This window comes from Acinetobacter sp. YQ_14 (assembly GCF_043102985.1).
Lineage (GTDB): Bacteria > Pseudomonadota > Gammaproteobacteria > Pseudomonadales > Moraxellaceae > Acinetobacter > Acinetobacter venetianus.
The window spans coordinates 1-19020 of the sequence record NZ_JBICJJ010000022.1 but is presented as its reverse complement, the minus strand read 5'-3'; the positions used below and the strand labels follow the sequence as shown (position 1 = coordinate 19020).

The following is a 19020-nucleotide window of genomic DNA, read 5'->3' as shown; positions in this document are numbered from 1 at the left end:
ATGCTAGGCAAAATTCCTTAAGCTATTGAGCCTAGAATTGTCATTCATCCTTTCTTTTTTGATTAATAATAGTGCTATTTTTGGTTGTTTTTGGTGCTATTTAATAATTTTATTTGAATTTTATAGTTTTTAATTTGGTATTTATAATATAAATAATGAATATTTATTTAAATATTTTATTGATAAATATAAATAAATTTTAAAAATTAGAAAAACTATACTCATGCCTAATAGCAAAGTATCGCCAATTTGTGAGATATTCTTTTTGGTGCATTTTTAGCACCATAATGAATCATTGTGTCGGGGGTGAGTGTTGAAATACAGCAGTTTAAGTGACTTCTTTGCTTATGTTGAAGCAAGAGATCCACATCAACCTGAATTTCTACAAGCTGTTGAAGAAGTAATGACAAGCTTGTGGCCATTTATACAGAAAAATCCAAAATATGCTGAACATGGTCTTTTAGAACGACTGATTGAACCCGAACGAGTGATTCAGTTCCGCGTATCTTGGATGGATGATCAAGGGCAAGTGCATGTCAATCGTGGATTCCGCGTGCAATATAACTCAGCAATTGGCCCATATAAAGGTGGTATGCGTTTTCATCCATCTGTGAATTTATCAATTCTAAAATTTTTAGGTTTTGAGCAAACCTTCAAAAATGCGTTAACTACTTTGCCGATGGGTGGTGGTAAAGGCGGTTCTGACTTTGATCCAAAGGGTAAGTCTGAAGCTGAGATCATGCGTTTTTGCCAAGCATTGATGTTCGAGTTATATCGTCATTTGGGTTCAAATACGGATATTCCAGCAGGAGATATTGGTGTTGGTGGACGCGAAGTCGGTTATATGACGGGCATGATGAAAAAACTAAGCAATGACACTTCGTGTGTGTTTACAGGTAAAGGTATTTCATTTGGTGGTTCTCTCGCTCGTCCTGAAGCAACGGGTTATGGTACGGTTTATTTCGCTGAAGAAATGTTGAAAACGCGTGGTGATAATTTCGTAGGTAAAATAGTTTCAGTTTCTGGCTCAGGAAATGTGGCGCAGTTCGCAGCAGAAAAAGCGATGTTCCTCGGTGCAAAAGTTGTGACTCTCTCTGACTCAAATGGTACTGTGTATTTGAAAAATGGCTTCAGTAAAGAACTTTTAGATGAGGTGATGGAGCTGAAAAATGTCAAACGTGGACGTATTTCAGAGTTTGCTTCGAAACACGGATTTGAATATTTCGAAGGACAAACACCGTGGCATATTCCTGTTGATATTGCTTTGCCATGTGCCACTCAGAATGAATTAAATGGTGAGGATGCAGCAGCATTACTTGCTAACGGTGTGATTTGTGTAGCGGAAGGGGCAAACATGCCATCTACACTTGAAGCCGTTGAAAAATTCGTTGAGGCGAAGATTTTATATGCACCAGGTAAAGCATCAAATGCAGGTGGTGTCGCGACATCTGGTTTGGAGATGTCTCAAAATGCGAATCGCTTAGGTTGGTCTTTTGAGCAGGTCGATGAGCGTTTGCATGCGATTATGAAAGAGATTCATCGAAACTGTGTCAAGTATGGTACGCAGGAAGATGGCACAATTAACTATGTTGATGGTGCGAACATAGCTGGTTTTGTGAAAGTTGCAGATGCGATATTGGGGCAGGGCATTTATTAAGAACCCCTCTCAAACCCTGTTTAATAAATAAGGCTTTCCATAAAAAATCCGATGCTAAAGCATCGGATTTTTTATTACTAGAATACGATTATGGTTTTTTCACAATTTCTTGTTCAACAACCATATCTAATACATCTGCAATGCTAGATTGATCAGCAGCAGGATTTTTAATATCAAAACGTTTAACACGAACGATTACACGTTGATTTGGATTGTGCTCAAAACCTTCGATTTGGCCGTAATACAATGACCAGTTTTTATCTGCATAAGTTTTGATGCCTTTGTCGTCATATTTTACTTCACGTACTTGCATACAAGTTTGTGGAGCAACACCTACACATGATTTAGTTTCTGGTGCGATTTCCAAGAAAACAGTCTTACCTTCAGATTGGTATTTAGTTTCAGGGGTCATTTTACCAACAAAAGTATATTCTTGACCTTTTGTATCTGTCAGTGTCATGCTTGGTGCGTGTAAATCAGTTGTATTCACTTCGAAAGGAATTTTTCCTTTTGTTAATAATTCACCAGCAAATTGCTCTTGTTTCATTAATGCAGGATCACATGCCATTAATGTTGATGCACCATCACCAGTAATGATTTGACCATTTTCAACTTTCCAAGAGGTATTAAGGCGGTTACAACCTGTATCTACAGAGAGACGGTCATTTGCCAAGAAATTCAATACGATTGGACGTTTTGTCTCAGCTGGCTGATATGACCAAGTATAATTTGTTAATACGTTATTACTTTCCACTTTAGTACCTGCAAATACGTGTTTTTGACCTTTACTATCAGTTACAGTCAAGATCGCTTCACCATTTAAAGTGCTGATTGCAAATGGTACTTTTTTCTCGCTGAAAATATTAGAAGATAGGCGTTCTTGTTGCATTAAGTCATCTGCACAAGCCATCATTGTCGATACAAGTGGCGAAACAACAATGCTGTTGCCTTCAACTTTCCACGTACCACCTTGATTATTACAGCCAGTTTGGATTGAAAGTTTTTGATCTTGGCTAAAAGATAGCACTAAAGGTTTAGATGCTTTAGAACTTTGATATGTCCAATTATATTCAGTTAAGTTTTTCGCAGCATTCGTGTTAATTTGATTAATTACGTTATCACTAACGTTTTGTACTGTTTGACAAGCCATTAATGAAAGCGGAAGCAAAGCGAGAACCAAATATTTAATTTTCATATTTAAAAAACAACAGTTAAAAATAAACAGTAATAAGCTTAAATCATTCTTAAAAAAAGAAAATGCAATCCATTTATGGATTAAGTGTGTTAAATGTATTTATTTGTAAGTTTAAGATAAATAAAGGAGATTTGTAGGTTTGCTCTATTTAAAGCAAACCTATTTTAGAGTGGTTGATAAAATAATCAATTTAATCGAAACGATAAATATCCATACCCAGAGAACCCATCGAAAAGCTGCTATGTACAATACTAAATCGAACACCTGTCCCCATAGCAAAGAACAATGGTGCGAAGTGCTCAAGCGTTGGATGATTACGTTGAACATAGGGCAGCTCTGGCCAATTAAGTACTGCATCATAATCTTGATGGCTGAGTTTACTCACAACAGTATTACGGAAATTACTTGCCCAAAAAGGAACGTCTGCATCTGCATGCCATGAGAGTTCTGCTAAGTTGTGTGTGATACTGCCTGAACCAATTAATAAAATTTGTTGTTCCCTTAATGGTGCTAATACTTGCCCAATTTTGTAAATCTCGTCTGCAGTCATTTTGATTGGAAGGGAGATTTCAATGACAGGAATATCTGCATCAGGGTACATATGCAGTAATGGCATCCATACACCATGATCGCGTGGTCGTGTGCTGTTAGCATGTGCAGCAATACCAGCATCAGCAAATAAACTCAGTATTTTTTCTGCTAAAGTCGCTGAACCAGCCGCAGGATAACGAATTTCATATAACTCAGGTGGGAAGCCACGGAAATCATGCCACGTTTGTGGTCTGGAAGAAGTACTGACTTCCAATGCCTGACTTTCCCAATGTGCTGACATCACGATAATGGCTTGGGGTTTTGGTAGGTTGATGCTTAAGCGATATAAAGCAGGGCCTACTTGTTCTGGATCAAGTGCAAGCATGGGTGAACCATGAGAAATAAATAATCCGGGTAAAGTCTGGAAATTCATAAATAAGCACCTGATTGGAATTACATCACTATCGTGACAAAATCAGCGGGAGAATGACAGCCGTTAAACTTCAACAGATTGTTCTATAATCAGAACAATTTGGCTTAAGTCATGCACGGTGATAAGGGTGATTATGGTTAATACTCATTGCCCGATAAAGTTGCTCAATCAACAAAATACGCACCATTGGGTGAGGCATGGTTAGTTTTGATAAAGACCAATGCCAAGCCGCAGCTTTACGAACGGCATCTGAATGACCATCAGGTCCGCCGATTGCAAGCGCAACGTCATTGCCTTCAAGCATCCATTGTTTCATGGTGTCGGCGAGTTTTTCCGTACTCAGCTCGCGTCCACCGACTTCAAGTGCAATGAGTGTTTCATTAGGTTTTAGTGCATTTAAGATACTTTCACCTTCGATTTGGCAGTATTTTAAAATATCTGCTTCAGAATCATTTTTACCTCTTTTAGCCATAGGCAATTCAATGACCTGTGTTTGTACAAAAGGTTGGATACGTTTGAAGTAATCTTCAAATCCAGTAAGTACCCATGCAGGCATTTTTTGACCAATGGTGAGAATTCGAATTTTCATAAAAAAAGTAATGTGGAAAATATAGAGACATTATAAACATTCAACTTGTTTCATGGCGGTTTAATTGAATGTTTACTTGTCATAAAAACTTCAGAATCATGGTTTATGCTTCCACATAAAAAACGCAGCTCAAAATGTGTATGAGCTGCGATTAAAGTGTTATCCGTCTGGAGTTCAGATAACACTAAAATTAGTTTAAGAGTCAGAATTTAGCCTTTCTTTTTATTGACTCTATTTTATTATGCAATAAATTGATCATTTTTCAACCTGATTATGTAACAAAAAAAGAGAGCCTAAGCTCTCTTTTTTATATAGTACTGATTTTTAGTGACGCGCTGCTTTTGCATCTTCTACTGGTTTTACAATAGGTGTTTTTGGCAAAGGCTTTGGCGTGTCTGTTAATGCTAAAGGTAAGATTTCATCAATGCTCTTCACCGCTTTGATTTCTAAGCCTTCTTTGACATTGTCAGGAATTTCAGCCAAATCACGTACGTTATCTTGCGGGATAAATACGAGCTTAATGCCACCACGGTGTGCTGCAAGAAGTTTCTCTTTTAAACCACCGATACGCATTGCACGACCGCCAAGACTTGTTTCACCTGTCATTGCAATATCTGGACGAATTGGAATGCCAGTAAATGCTGATACAAGGGCAGTGGTCAGGGCTAAACCAGCAGATGGACCATCTTTTGGTGTTGCACCTTCAGGTAAATGCACATGTACATCGGTCTCATCAAAACGAGAAGCTTCGATACCTAGATCATCAGCGCGGGTACGTACCACAGTCATTGCAGTGGTAATCGACTCTTTCATTACATCACCGAGAGAACCCGTCGTAATGAATTTACCTTTACCTTTTACCGCAGCAACTTCAATCGTAAGTAATTCACCACCTACAGAAGTCCAAGCTAAACCATTTACACGACCAACTTGTGCTTCATCTTCTGCCATACCAAAGTCAAACTTATGTGGACCTAGGTATTCTGGAAGATTTGCAGAAGTCACATCAACTTGTAAGTTTTTAGACTTCTTGCTCACCGCTTCTTTAACAACTTTACGTGCAATTTTCGATACTTCACGCTCTAGGCTACGAACACCTGCTTCGCGTGTATAACGTTGTACGATGTCACGAATTGCTTCTTCATGAACAGTCAATTCTTTGGCACGTAGACCATTATTCTTGATTGCTTTTGGAACAAGATAGCGCTCAGCAATATTTACTTTTTCATCTTCGGTATAACCCGGTAGACGAATCACTTCCATACGGTCCAATAAAGCTTCAGGAATATTCATACTGTTTGCAGTACAGATGAACATCACTTCTGACAGATCAAGATCAAGGTCTAAATAGTGATCATTGAATTTACTGTTCTGTGATGGATCGAGCACTTCAAGTAATGCAGAAGCAGGATCACCACGGTAGTCTTGCGCCATCTTGTCGATTTCGTCGAGTAAGAACAGTGGGTTCTTTACACCAACTTTTGTCAAAGATTGCACAATTTTACCCGGCATCGCACCGATATAGGTACGACGATGACCACGGATTTCAGCTTCATCACGGACACCACCAAGTGCCATACGAACAAACTCACGGCCTGTTGCTTTGGCAACTGACTCACCAAGTGATGTTTTACCCACGCCTGGAGGACCAACTAAGCAAAGGATAGGACCTTTCAGTTTCTTCACACGAGACTGAACTGCAAGATATTCAACAATACGATCTTTAACGTCATCTAAGCCGTAATGATCCGTATCTAGAATTTCTTGAGCTTTCGCCAAGTTGATACTAACTTTGCTCGCCTTATTCCAAGGAGTATCTAGAATGACTTCTAAATAGTTGCGAACAACAGCAGCCTCACTTGAAGCGGGTTGCATCGCTTTGAGCTTACGGAATTCAGCATCAGCTTTTTTGCGTACATGCTCAGGTAGATCAGCTTCTGCAAGACGTTTTTCAATCTCAGCTACATCATCCTCAGCACCGCCATTCATATCGGAAAGTTCACGTTGAATGACTTTCATTTTCTCATTTAGAAAGTATTCACGTTGGTTCTTTTCCATTTGACGTTTTACGCTGTCATGTAACGTTTGTTCAATTTGCTGTTCAGCAGATTGATTCATCAAATAATTCATCAACTCTTGTAGATGAGCTTCAAATTCGTCGTGTTCTAAAAACTTTTGTTTCACTTCAATATTTAAAGGCACACGAGTCGCCACGAAGAACATAAGTTGTAATAAGTCTTCGATTTTATTTGCAGCTGCAACAAGTTCACGCGCATTACGTAATTTTGCTTCTGCATATTGAGCAAATAGAGTACGTAATTCATTTAAGCGAGTCTCTTGTGCTTCTTTATCCAATGGAACATTCATTGGGCTTAAATGATGCTCTGCTGTCAGATATTCTTCGCCATCGATAATGCGCTCTAACTTAGAACGGTGTAAGCCTTCGATCAGCACTTTAATACAGTTTTCATCATTTTCATGATTCACAACTTGTACGATTTTAGCCACGGTTCCATATTGATAGAGATTATCGTGATCAATTTCTTCTGTAAGCGAATCTTTTTGCGCAACTACAAATACTAAATTGTCACTGTTACGAGCCACATCCACTGCATTGATCGATTTTTCACGACCCACGAATAGCGCGATTTGCATGTGTGGATACACCACAACATCACGTAACGCTAATAGTGGTAATACACTTGGAACCTGCGGCTCTAAGCTTGTTTCATTATTCATAATATATTCAGACATGGGCACTCCTAATGAGTGACAACGGTGTTGCCATGTTTTTTATAGTGATGTGCATTTCAAAAATTACAAGGGTTTTACAAGAGAAATTATAAAAAAAAGACTAAATTGGTCGACTTTCGCCTACAAATTCATAGAAATTAGAGACTAAGACTTGAAGTAATAAATTTTTTCAGGAGTCAGTAAGGCATTTAGCGGCTGATCCCATTTCTGTCTAAATAAAGGTTCATTTATATATTGAAATGAATGCGCGAGACCCAGTCGAAAAGGCTGATGTGGTGCTGTTGCCAAAGTACGATCATAAAAACCACCTCCCATACCGATTCTTGTTCCGAAATGATCACATGCTAATAGCGGCATCACCAGTAAATCTAATTTAGATATATGTTGTCCGCGCGTTGCCATAGGCTCTTTCATACCAAGCGGATGGTGAGAGAAACGCTTATTGAGATATTGATTTGCACTGATTTTTACCCAAACAAGGTTTTGGTTCATCGAGCAAATCATCGGTAAATATACTTGCTTCTTTTGTTTAAAGCATAGCCCAATTATTTTTCGTGTATGTATTTCACCAAAAGCGTGTAAATACAATCCGATTTTTTTAGATGATTTAAATTGAGGACAGTATCTCAATTGATTTAATACTTGTTGTTCGATTTGTTTATGTTGAATAGGCGTAATCAGTTTTCTTTTTAAGCGAAGTTGTTTTCTTAGTAATTTTAAACTGCTGTTCATACGGGTTCAAACATCATTTACTCCTCTAAATCATACTCGATTTGTTCCAAAATATTTAAAACAAAATGATGATTTTTATGTGTGGAATTAATCTTTTGGTCTGTGATGTTTTGTTAATTTATTTTACCATTTGATTTATTTAATATTTTGTTTTATATGTAAAAATTATTAATTTATTAGAGTTATTATTCTATTTGTTGTGTCATTCATGAAATAAAAACAAAAGAAAACAATTTGAAACATTTTGGTTTTTTATTAATTTAAATCAATGATTTATATTTTTATTTATTTTTAGAATATGAGAAATGTGTCTCACATTTAAATTATATACATTTGTATATTCTTTACCAGATTACTCGGTTTGATTAGCATCCGCCGCTCTTTTTTTAGCGGCGACACTAAAAATGCAGTTTCGCATTTTTAGACCATCAATAACTGTAGTAATTATCTGAGAATTTTTATGAATAAAGTATATAAAGTGGTTTGGAATGCTTCTCTTGGAGCGTGGGTTGCAACTTCTGAACTTGCAAAAAGTAAAACAAAAACCAAATCAAAAATTCTCAATTTATCAGCTGCGGTTTTGGTTGGTGCAATTAGTTTTTCTCCTACTGCATTTGCTGCTACAAATATTGGAGGCGGCTCAGGTTCAGGAACATCAATTTCTGGAGACAGATGTGGTGAGGGTACAGCGAATACTTCTGGTAGCCGAGATATTGCAATTGGTTGTGGGGCGCAGACTCAAGGAACTGGTATCTCAAATATCGCAAATCGTCAAAATCCATATAATAATTCAACTGGTGCATTTGCAGGTGCACAAAAACAAGGTGGTTCAATTAGTTTAGGCACTGGCGCGACCACTCAAAATAATTTTGGTACAGCGATTGGTTCTTATGCTACTACGACTGATATTGCAGGTGTAGCAATTGGTACGGCAGCTTTGTCAAAAGGAAATACGTCTCTTGCGATTGGTCGTCAGTCGGCAGCTACGGCTGATTTTGCTCAAGCGATTGGTAACGTAGCCGCTGCTACTGGTAAAGGTTCTTTGGCAATTGGTCACTCAGCAACGGCTGAAGGCTATCGTTCAATTGCAATAGGTTCTCCTGATATTGAAAATGCTGGTTCTGTTGCTGGACAAGCAGGTGCTTCATATCAACCTAACATGGCAACGAAAGCAACGGGTAAAGACTCGATTGCATTTGGTGGCGGTGCGGTTGCAACTCAAGAAAATTCATTAGCGATTGGGGCATTTTCAGCTTCTACGGGGAAAAAGTCAGTTGCGATTGGTACTGGTGCAAAAGCAAACAAAGACAATGCCGTTGTGATTGGTGATCAAGCTGAAGCAGCTCACGAAGGTGGTGTTGCAATTGGTAAGGGTGCGCGTTCAGATGCTGAGAATAGTATTGCACTTGGTAAAGACTCAAAAGCAACTCAAGCAACAGGTGAAAGCTTTTTAACAAAGCAAGCAGCGCCAACGGGTGTTTTATCAGTAGGTGGTGTTGGTGCGGAACGTCGTATCCAAAATGTTGCAGATGGTGCTGCTGATTCCGATGCTGCTACTGTGGGGCAATTAAAAGCCGCACGTTCTCATTATGTCAGTATCAATGATAGAGGGACTCAAGGTGGTAATTTTGAAAATGATGGTGCTACAGGGCGCAATGCGATTGCGGTTGGAGTAAATGCAACTGCGGCAGGGCGTGATGCAACAGCGGTCGGAAGTGCAGCGAATGCGACGGACTGGAATTCGGTTGCACTTGGTGCAAATGCTAAAGCAGCTGGAACTGGTGCTATTTCAATGGGTGCAAGTTCAAATACTGTTGGTCAAGGTGATATTGCAATAGGTCGTAATGCGTCAACACAAGGTGCTTCAGGCTTGCGTCCAGGATATAGCAACCAATCAATTGCAATTGGCGATCAAACAAAAGCAATTGGTGATCAATCTATCGCAATTGGCGCTGATGTTATTGCACGTGGTAATTCTTCTGTTGCGATTGGTGGCGATGATGTTGATAAAATTGCACAAGATGCAGAACTTAGCAAAACCTATACTGATATTACAGGTGGCGTATTAAAAGCGGGCCGTTATCCAACAACTGAAGCAAATCATGGCTCAACTGCGGTCGGCACTCAGGCGGTAGCTACTGGTGCATTCTCATCTGCATTTGGTATGACTTCAAAAGCAACAGGTGATGCTTCATCAGCTTTTGGCGTAATGGCTAATGCATCTGGTAAAGGCGCTGCTGCATTTGGTGCAGTTTCACAAGCAACAGGTGATGGTGCTGCTGCAATGGGGATTAACTCATTGGCATTAGGTAAAAACTCCACTGCGATAGGTTCAGGTAATAAACCAGGTGAAGGTGCGAAAGCGACTGGAAATGGTGCAGCTGCGATTGGTAGTGGTGCTCAGGCAACTGGTGATAATGCGGCTGCAATTGGTAAAGATACGGAAGCAAGTAATAAAAATGCTGCAGCTGTAGGCGGTGGTGCGAAAGCAACAGGTAAAAATTCAGCGGCGATTGGCGGGGGATCAATTGCCGATCAAGAAAATGCGGTTGCTGTAGGTCAAGGTGCTCAATCACTGGTTGTAGGTGGTGTGGCTTTAGGTGCGCGTAGCCGTGTTGATGCAGAAAATAGTGTGGCATTAGGACAAGATGCTATCGCAACAGAAGCAACAGGAAGTTCTTTCCTAACCAATCGTGATGCTTCAATGTCAAATGGTGTTATCTCAGTTGGTTCTGCTGGTAAAGAGCGCCGTATTACGAATGTTGAAGATGGTTCTGCTGATTCTGATGCGGTTACTGTACGTCAGCTTAAAAATGTTGATACGCGTGTCAGTCAAAATACGCAAAACATTACGAACTTGAATCAGAAAATTGATAGCACCAAAAAAGATCTAGGTAATCAGATTGTCGATACCAATAAAAAATTGGATGACACAAAGCAAGACTTGGGTAACCAAATTAAGGATACCAACAACAAGTTGAATGATACTAAAGATCAATTAACCACTCAGATCTTAGATACCAAGACTGAGTTAAACAACACGATCAATAACACTAAAACCGAACTCAATACCAAGATTGACAACACCACGACAGAATTGGAAAACAAAGGTCTCAATTTTGCAGGCAATACGGGTGCAGATGTTCATCGTAAGTTGGGTGATAAATTAAATATCGTGGGTGGAGTAGATGCAGCAACAGCAGAAGACAAAACCAGCGGTGAAAATGTTATTACCCGTACCACAGCAGATGGTATCCAAATCGAATTGTTAAAAGATGCGAAATTTGACAGTATCACGACAGGTGACAGCGTATTAAATAATAATGGTTTAACCATTAAAGATGGTGCAAGCATTACCAAAGACGGTATCAATGCAGGTAATAAAGTCATCAGCAATGTTGCGGATGGTGTGAACGGTAAAGATGCAGTGAATGTTGACCAACTGACCAAAGTTAAAGATGGTTTAGATGGCAAGATTACTGATACCAATAGCAAGTTAGACGATGCGAAAAAAGATCTAGGTAATCAGATTGTTGATACCAATAAAAAATTGGATGACACAAAGCAAAACTTGGGTAACCAAATCACGGATACCAACAACAAGTTGAATGATACTAAAGATCAGTTAACCACTCAGATTACAGATACCAAGACTGAGTTAAACAACACGATCAATAACACTAAAACTGAACTGAATAGCAAGATTGATAGCACCAAGACAGAGTTAGAGAATAAAGGTCTCAATTTTGCAGGTAATACGGGTGCAGATGTTCATCGTAAGTTGGGTGATAAATTAAATATCGTGGGTGGAGCAGATGCAGCAACGCCTGCGGATAAAACTAGCGGTGAAAATGTCATTACGCGTACTACAACAGATGGTATTCAAATCGAATTATTGAAAGATGCGAAATTTGATAGCATCACAACAGGTGATAGTGTACTTAATAACAACGGTTTAACCATTAAAGATGGTGCAAGCATTACCAAAGATGGTATCAATGCAGCTAATAAGGTCATCAGCAATGTTGCGGATGGCGCAATTACCAACGGTTCGAAAGATGCAGTGAATGGTAGTCAAGTTAAAAATATTTCTGACAGCATCAAAAACAGCATCGGTGGCAACACGACTGTTAATACAGACGGTAGCATCACAACGAATAACATTGGTGGCACTGGCAAAAATAACATCCATGATGCGATTAAATCTGTAGATGACAAAGTAACCAATGGTGTTAACGATTTAACTGATAAAGGTTTGAGTTTTGCAGGCAATGCAGGTGCAGATGTTCATCGTAAGTTGGGTGATAAATTAAATATCGTGGGTGGAGCAGATGCAGCAACGCCTGCGGATAAGACCAGCGGTGAAAATGTCATTACGCGCACCACAAAAGATGGTATTCAAATCGAATTATTGAAAGATGCGAAATTTGATAGCATCACAACAGGCGACAGCGTATTAAACAATAATGGCTTAACCATCAAAGATGGTGCAAGCATTACCAAAGACGGTATCAATGCAGGTAATAAAGTCATTACTAATGTTGCGGATGGTGTGAATGGTAAAGATGCAGTGAATGTTGACCAACTGACCAAAGTTAAAGATGGTTTAGATGGCAAGATTACTGATACCAATAGCAAGTTAGACGATGCGAAAAAAGATCTAGGTAATCAGATTGTCGATACCAATAAAAAATTGGATGACACAAAGCAAGACTTGGGTAACCAAATTAAGGATACCAACAACAAGTTGAATGATACTAAAGATCAGTTAACCACTCAGATTACAGATACCAAGACTGAGTTAAACAACACGATCAATAACGCTAAAACTGAACTGAATAGCAAGATTGATAGCACCAAGACAGAGTTAGAGAATAAAGGTCTCAATTTTGCAGGCAATACGGGTTCAGATGTTCATCGTAAGTTGGGTGATAAATTAAATATCGTGGGTGGAGTAGATGCAGCAACGCCTACGGATAAAACCAGCGGTGAAAATGTCATTACGCGTACTACAAAAGATGGTATTCAAATCGAATTATTGAAAGATGCGAAATTTGATAGCATCACAACAGGTGATAGTGTACTTAATAATAATGGTTTAACCATTAAAGATGGTGCAAGTATTACCAAAGATGGCATCAACGCAGGTAACAAAGCCATTACTAATGTTGCCGATGGTGTAAATGGTAAAGACGCAGTAAATAAAGGTCAACTAGATGAACTTGCTGCGAAGCAAAAAGATAGCGATGATTCAGCTGTAAAATACGACGATCCAAAATCTAAAGATAAAGTGACGTTGCAAGGTAAGGATGGAACCACTTTAGATAACGTTAAAGATGGTCACATCTCAGCGGGCTCAAAAGAAGCTGTAAATGGCGGTCAGATTCATAATATTGCTGATAGCATCAAGAACAGTATCGGTGGTAATACTACGGTTAATCCTGACGGTAGTATTACAACCAACAACATTGGTGGTACGGGTAAGCATAATATCAATGATGCGATTGCTGAAGTGAAAGACTCTGCAATCAAAGCCAAAACAACGGTGACTGAAGGCGACAATATTGTTGTTAAAGAGACCACCAATAAAGATGGTAGTGCTAACTATGAGGTTTCGACCAAGAAAGACTTAATTTTAGACAGCATCACGACGGGTGATAGCGTTCTTAATAACAATGGTTTAACCATTAAAGACGGTGCAAGTATCACCAAAGATGGCATCAATGCAGGTAATAAGAAAATTACTAATGTTGCTGATGGTGCAATCGCGAATGGTTCAAAAGACGCTGTTAATGGTGGTCAGATTCAGAATATTTCTGAGAGCATCAAAAACAGCATTGGTGGCAACACGACTGTTAATCCAGACGGTAGTATTACGACCAATAACATTGGTGGTACTGGTAAAAATAACATCAATGACGCGATTAAATCTGTGGATGATAAAGTAACCAATGGCGTCAATGATCTGACTAACAAAGGTTTAAACTTTGGTGCAAATGATCAAAAAGCATCAGGTGGAAAATCAGTACATCGTAAGCTCGGCGATACATTGAATATCGTTGGTGGTGCAGACGCTGATACTGCTGAAGACAAAACTAGCGGTGAAAATATCATTACTCGTACCACTGAAGATGGCGTGAAAATTGAGCTATTAAAAGATGCTAAATTTGACAGCATTACAACAGGTAATACAGTACTCAACAATAATGGTTTAACCATTAAAGGTGGGCCAAGTATCACGATCAATGGTATCGATGCAGGTACTAAGAAAATTACCAATGTTGCTGATGGCGTTGATGCAAAAGATGCAGTTAACAAAGGTCAGCTTGATAAGCAAATCAGTGATGTTAAAGATCAAATAGGTAAACAGATCGGTGATTTGTCTGATCATGCTGTGAAGTACGATAAAGACAAAGACGGCAATGTAGATAAAAACTCAGTGACTTTAGATGGTGGTGATAAAGGTACAAACCTGAAAAATGTTGCTGACGGTAAGGTTGTTGAAGGTTCTAAAGATGCGGTGAATGGCGGTCAATTGTGGAATGTGCAGAAGCAAGTTGACCAAAACTCGAATGATATTCAGAACATTCAAAACAACATTGAAAACATTAACAATGGTAAGTCTGGTCTGGTTCAGCAGCAAAAGCCAAATGGTGAAATCACAGTGGGTAAAGATACGGGCGGTACAGGTATCAATATGGCTGGAAAAGATGGTAACCGTGTCATTCAAGGCGTAAAAGACGGTGAAATCAAAGCAGGTTCTAACCATGCTGTGAATGGTGGTCAAATTCATAACATTTCAGAAAGCATCAAAAATAGTATTGGTGGTAATACATCAATCAATGCTGATGGCTCAATCACGACTAAAGATATTGGTGGTACAGGTAAAAACAATATTAATGATGCAATCGGTGCATTGAATCAGTCTAATCAAGATCTCGGGAACAAGATCAATAACCTTGGCGATCAATTACAGCAAGTTTTCTACGATACGAATAAACGTATTGATAATTTAGAAGACAAAATGTCTGCTGGTATTGCTGCAACAGCTGCATTGGAACAAGCTCCTTTTGTACCAGGCAAATTAACAATGGCTGTTGGTGCTGCTTACTATAATGATCAAAATGCTGTTGGTGTAACGTTCAGACGTACTGCAGACAATGGACGTTGGTCACTTACAACTGGTGCTGCGCTAGGAAGTCAGGGAAGCCCATTAGTACGTATTGGTGTAAGTACAATTATTGACTAATTGCTTCAAATAAGGAGAGCTGCCAGCTCTCCTTAGCTAACAGATATGATGAGTAAAGAAATGAACAAAAACATTCAAATTTTGATGATGGCAACATTCGTTGGTTTAAGCACAACAGTTGCAGTTGCACAAGAAGATGCCGTAAATCAGCAACAAGAGATTAAATTTCCTACATTTGAAAAAAGCTATTTAAAACAAGTGCAACGTTACGAATACGACAATGTAGCACGCTTAGATACAGGTTTAACTAAAGATCAAATTCGATATATTTTGGGCAATCCTCAATTTAGCGAAGGCGTATTTTTTGTAAAAACGTGGAACTATGTGTTAGATATTCGCCAGCCGAATAGCCAAGATTATTTACGTTGCCAGTTACGCGTAGACTTTGACAAGAAAAATCTCTCTGAGCGCTTATCTTGGAAAGGAGAGGCTTGTGAGGGTTTAATGGCTTGGGGTGCAAACAATCAAGTACCAAATGATGCGAATTTAACTGGAGCAAGATCAGGAAGTGTGTTCTTTGCATTTGATCGTTCGAATCCAAATGCAATCGAACAAGGTTCAAGTTCTGTGGCAGCAATTGCTGAGCGAATTAAGCAAAGTAATTCAACAGGTCCGATTACAGTTGCAGGTTTTGCTGATCCATTAGGTAAATTTTCATATAACCATCAACTTTCAGCACAGCGAGCGAATACAGTAGCGAAGCTTTTGGTAAATGAAGGTATTGATGTAAATCGCATTCAAATCCAAGCCAATAGCCAAACTGAGTTATATCAGCAATGTGCTAGCAGTAAATCAAAGAGTAAGCTTGTGAATTGCTTAGCCCCAAATAGACGCGTTAATGTAAATTGGTAATTTTACCTTTTAGTTAAACTAAAGAGTCAGCCATGATGCTGGCTTTTTTTATTTCTTGATACAAACTTAAATAGAATAATTTTAAATATTAAAAGTAAAAAACTGTCAATTATCGTCATGTAATAGCAAATTTTAAATATTTCTTAAAGTAACTTAGGTGAAAAGTGCACTTTATTTTTTACTGAAAATTAAATATTAATTCATGTTTTTTATGGAAATAAATTAAAAATAACGTCTTAATAATACAAAATTATAATGTGAGTTTTGGTTATCGTATTGTGGTTAAAGTGTGATTTACATCTCATAAGAAAAACGTTATTTTACTCGATAATAAATTACATTTTTTTACTTAGTAGACCGACTTGTATACATAAGGCTACAAGTTGTAACTTCTTTTCTGCGTTTGGAAATTATTATGAATAAGGTTTATAAGGTTGTATGGAATGCCTCTTTAGGCGTATGGGTGGCGGTTTCTGAAATTGCCAAAGGGAAAACAAAAAATAGTGGAAGTGTTGGGCAGACTCTTTCGTTAGAACAAAAAGAACCACAGAGCTTAGGTAATCTTTTTTTTAATTACAAAGCTTTAACTCTTGCTATTTTTGCGGCATTTACTGCTGATTTTGCCTATGCTGGTTATGAAGCTGGAGGGGGAACTACTCGAACTAACTGTACAAGAACTTCGAATGGATTTGGTACAGAGGCTGCCGCAATCGCTATTGCAAATGAAAATAGTACAGCCTGTGCTTCAGCAGTAGAGGCTATTGCGATTGGTGCAAATATTGCAGCTCAAGGAGAGCAATCTACTGTAATCGGAAATGACGTTATTGCTAGTACTAGCGCAATACAAGCTGTTGTTATTGGTTCAAATTTTAATGCAAATCCAGTGACGTCGAATGGGAAAGGTGGTGTCGCTATAGGTAGTGGTTTATCTACTACACATAGCAGTCCAATAGCTGATGGTCAGGGGTCATTAGCTTTAGGTTCGAGTGGTGATGGCACTACAATTAACGGAACTACTTATAACCAGCAAGGTCCTGATGCTAAGGCTGCTTATAGCGCGGCTCTTATGGCAGGATCACAAGTAGCTACTGGCGCTGACAAATCTATTGCATTTGGTGTGGATGCAAAAGTCTCTGCAAATATAAAAGATGCTATTGCATTAGGTACTGGAGCGGTTGCTAGTGTTAACAATTCTGTTGCATTAGGTGGAGGCTCAACTACAACTGCGCCTACTGGTACAGGTTACATTACCAATAGTACAGCTCCTACTTCCGTTGTTTCAGTTGGCTCATCTACAAATCTTAGACGTATTCAAAATGTTGCTGATGGTGCTGCTGACCAAGATGCGGTTACAGTGGCTCAACTTAAAGATGTAAACAATCGTGCGGTTGGAAACACTACAGCTTTAGGAGGAGGAGCAGCTTATGATCCATCAACAAATGTATATACTGCACCGACTTTTACAACTACAAAAACAGATGGAACAACAGTAAACTCGAATACTGTGTCAGGTGCTTTAACTAATCTAAATAATGAAGTTATTAAGCCAATTACTTTTAGTGGGAATACAGGTAGTTCTGCTAACAAGCTTGGTTCAACATTAAATATTACTGGAACAGGCTCAACAGCTGGAACTTATTCTGGAAATAATTTAAAAACGTCAGTAAGTGGAAATACTGTTAGTATTCAAATGGCTGATGCACCTGTATTTACAGGTACAGTTACAGCTGGAAATCTTGCAACTGGTGGCACATTAAGTGTAACGGGAGTAAGTAATTTAAATGGTGGTGCAAACCTAAATAATCAAAAGATCACAAATGTTGCAGCAGGTACAGCATCAGGTGATGCGGTTAACTTTGGTCAGTTAACTACCACGAATAACAATGTAACGACTGCGCAAAATGCAGCAAATGCTGCACAAACCACTGCGAATTCAGCATTAACAGAAGCACAAAAAGGTTTAAATTTTAGAGCAAATGCAGGTGCTACAGATAAAGTTAGCTTAGGTGAAACAGTTACTTTAGCGGATGGTACTAATACCACTGTAACTTATGATGCTGCTACGAATACGTATAAATATAGCGTAGTAGATGCACCAACATTTACAGGAACAGTCACAGCTGGAAATCTTGCAACTGGTGGCACATTGAGTGTTACGGGTGTAAGTAATCTAAATGGTGGTGCAAATTTAAATAATCAAAAGATTACAAATGTTGCAGCAGGTACAGCATCAGGTGATGCGGTTAACTTTGGTCAGTTAACTACCACGAATAATAACGTAACGACTGCGCAAAATGCAGCAAATGCGGCACAGACATCGGCAAATGCAGCTCAAACTACTGCCAATTCTGCGTTAACAGAAGCACAAAAAGGTTTGAATTTTAGAGCAAATGCAGGTGCTACAGATAAAGTTAGCTTAGGTGAAACAGTTACTTTAGCGGATGGTACCAATACCACTGTAACTTATGATGCTGCTACGAATACGTATAAATATAGCGTAGTAGATGCACCTACATTTACAGGTACAGTTACAGCAGGAAATCTTGCAACTGGTGGCACATTGAGTGTTACGGGAGTAAGTAATCTAAATGGTGGTGCAAATTTAAATAATCAAAAGATTACAAATGTTGCAGCAGGTACAGCATCAGGTGATGCGGTTAACTTTGGTCAGTTAACTACCACGAATAATAACGTAACGACTGCGCAAACTACAGCGAATTCAGCACTAGCAGAAGCACAAAAAGGCATTAATTTTGGTGATGGTAGTACCTCAAATAACTATGCGTTGGGAGAAACTATCAATGTTAAAGGTGATAGTAATATCAACAGTGTTACTACTGCAGATGGTGTGCAATTAAGTTTAGCATCGGATATTAGTGTCGACAGCGTGACCACAGGCAACAGCAAGCTCGACAACAGTGGCTTAGTGATTACAGGTGGCCCAAGCATCACGACTACAGGTATTGATGCCGCGAACACCAACATCAGCAATGTTGCGGATGCCACCACAGCAGACCAAGCGGTGAAC

Annotated in this window: 9 protein-coding genes; 4 read left to right on the top strand and 5 right to left on the bottom strand. The window is 38.9% G+C overall.

Annotation, left to right across the window (positions count from 1 at the left end; all coding sequences use genetic code 11):
- The first annotated feature begins 310 nt into the window (after positions 1 to 310).
- Positions 311 to 1657: an NADP-specific glutamate dehydrogenase gene (gene gdhA, locus ACF8D3_RS10950; RefSeq protein ID WP_392471500.1), complete on the top strand. Its 1347-nt coding sequence runs from the start codon at positions 311 to 313 to the stop codon at positions 1655 to 1657.
- An 88-nt stretch (positions 1658 to 1745) separates the two neighbouring features.
- On the opposite strand, the gene ACF8D3_RS10945 is transcribed toward gdhA, so the two are convergent.
- From ACF8D3_RS10945 to ACF8D3_RS10925, 5 genes are all read right to left on the bottom strand, one after another.
- A complete protein-coding gene (locus ACF8D3_RS10945) occupies positions 1746 to 2852 on the bottom strand; it encodes an META domain-containing protein (RefSeq protein ID WP_392471499.1) in 1107 nt (368 codons plus the stop codon).
- A gap of 190 nt (positions 2853 to 3042) precedes the next feature.
- Positions 3043 to 3816, bottom strand: a complete 774-nt coding sequence (locus ACF8D3_RS10940) for a class III extradiol ring-cleavage dioxygenase (RefSeq protein ID WP_061392844.1) — start codon at positions 3814 to 3816, stop codon at positions 3043 to 3045.
- A gap of 109 nt (positions 3817 to 3925) precedes the next feature.
- Positions 3926 to 4405, bottom strand: coding sequence for a 23S rRNA (pseudouridine(1915)-N(3))-methyltransferase RlmH (rlmH, locus tag ACF8D3_RS10935; protein WP_007483624.1), 480 nt, complete (start codon positions 4403 to 4405; stop codon positions 3926 to 3928).
- Between the two features lie 324 nt (positions 4406 to 4729).
- Complete coding sequence (gene lon, locus ACF8D3_RS10930; protein ID WP_392471496.1) at positions 4730 to 7159, bottom strand: endopeptidase La; 2430 nt, start codon at positions 7157 to 7159, stop codon at positions 4730 to 4732.
- A gap of 144 nt (positions 7160 to 7303) precedes the next feature.
- Complete coding sequence (locus tag ACF8D3_RS10925; protein WP_007483622.1) at positions 7304 to 7891, bottom strand: 5-formyltetrahydrofolate cyclo-ligase; 588 nt, start codon at positions 7889 to 7891, stop codon at positions 7304 to 7306.
- A 460-nt stretch (positions 7892 to 8351) separates the two neighbouring features.
- Here ACF8D3_RS10925 and ata point away from each other — a divergent pair, with 460 nt between their 5' ends.
- The 3 genes from ata to ACF8D3_RS10910 form a co-directional block, all read left to right on the top strand.
- Positions 8352 to 15140, top strand: coding sequence for a trimeric autotransporter adhesin Ata (gene ata, locus ACF8D3_RS10920; RefSeq protein ID WP_392471495.1), 6789 nt, complete (start codon positions 8352 to 8354; stop codon positions 15138 to 15140).
- Positions 15141 to 15200: 60 nt separating this feature from the next.
- Positions 15201 to 15992, top strand: coding sequence for an OmpA family protein (locus ACF8D3_RS10915; protein WP_392471493.1), 792 nt, complete (start codon positions 15201 to 15203; stop codon positions 15990 to 15992).
- A 415-nt stretch (positions 15993 to 16407) separates the two neighbouring features.
- Positions 16408 to 19020: ESPR-type extended signal peptide-containing protein (locus ACF8D3_RS10910; protein WP_392471492.1), on the top strand; the 2613-nt coding region annotated here is incomplete at its 3' end.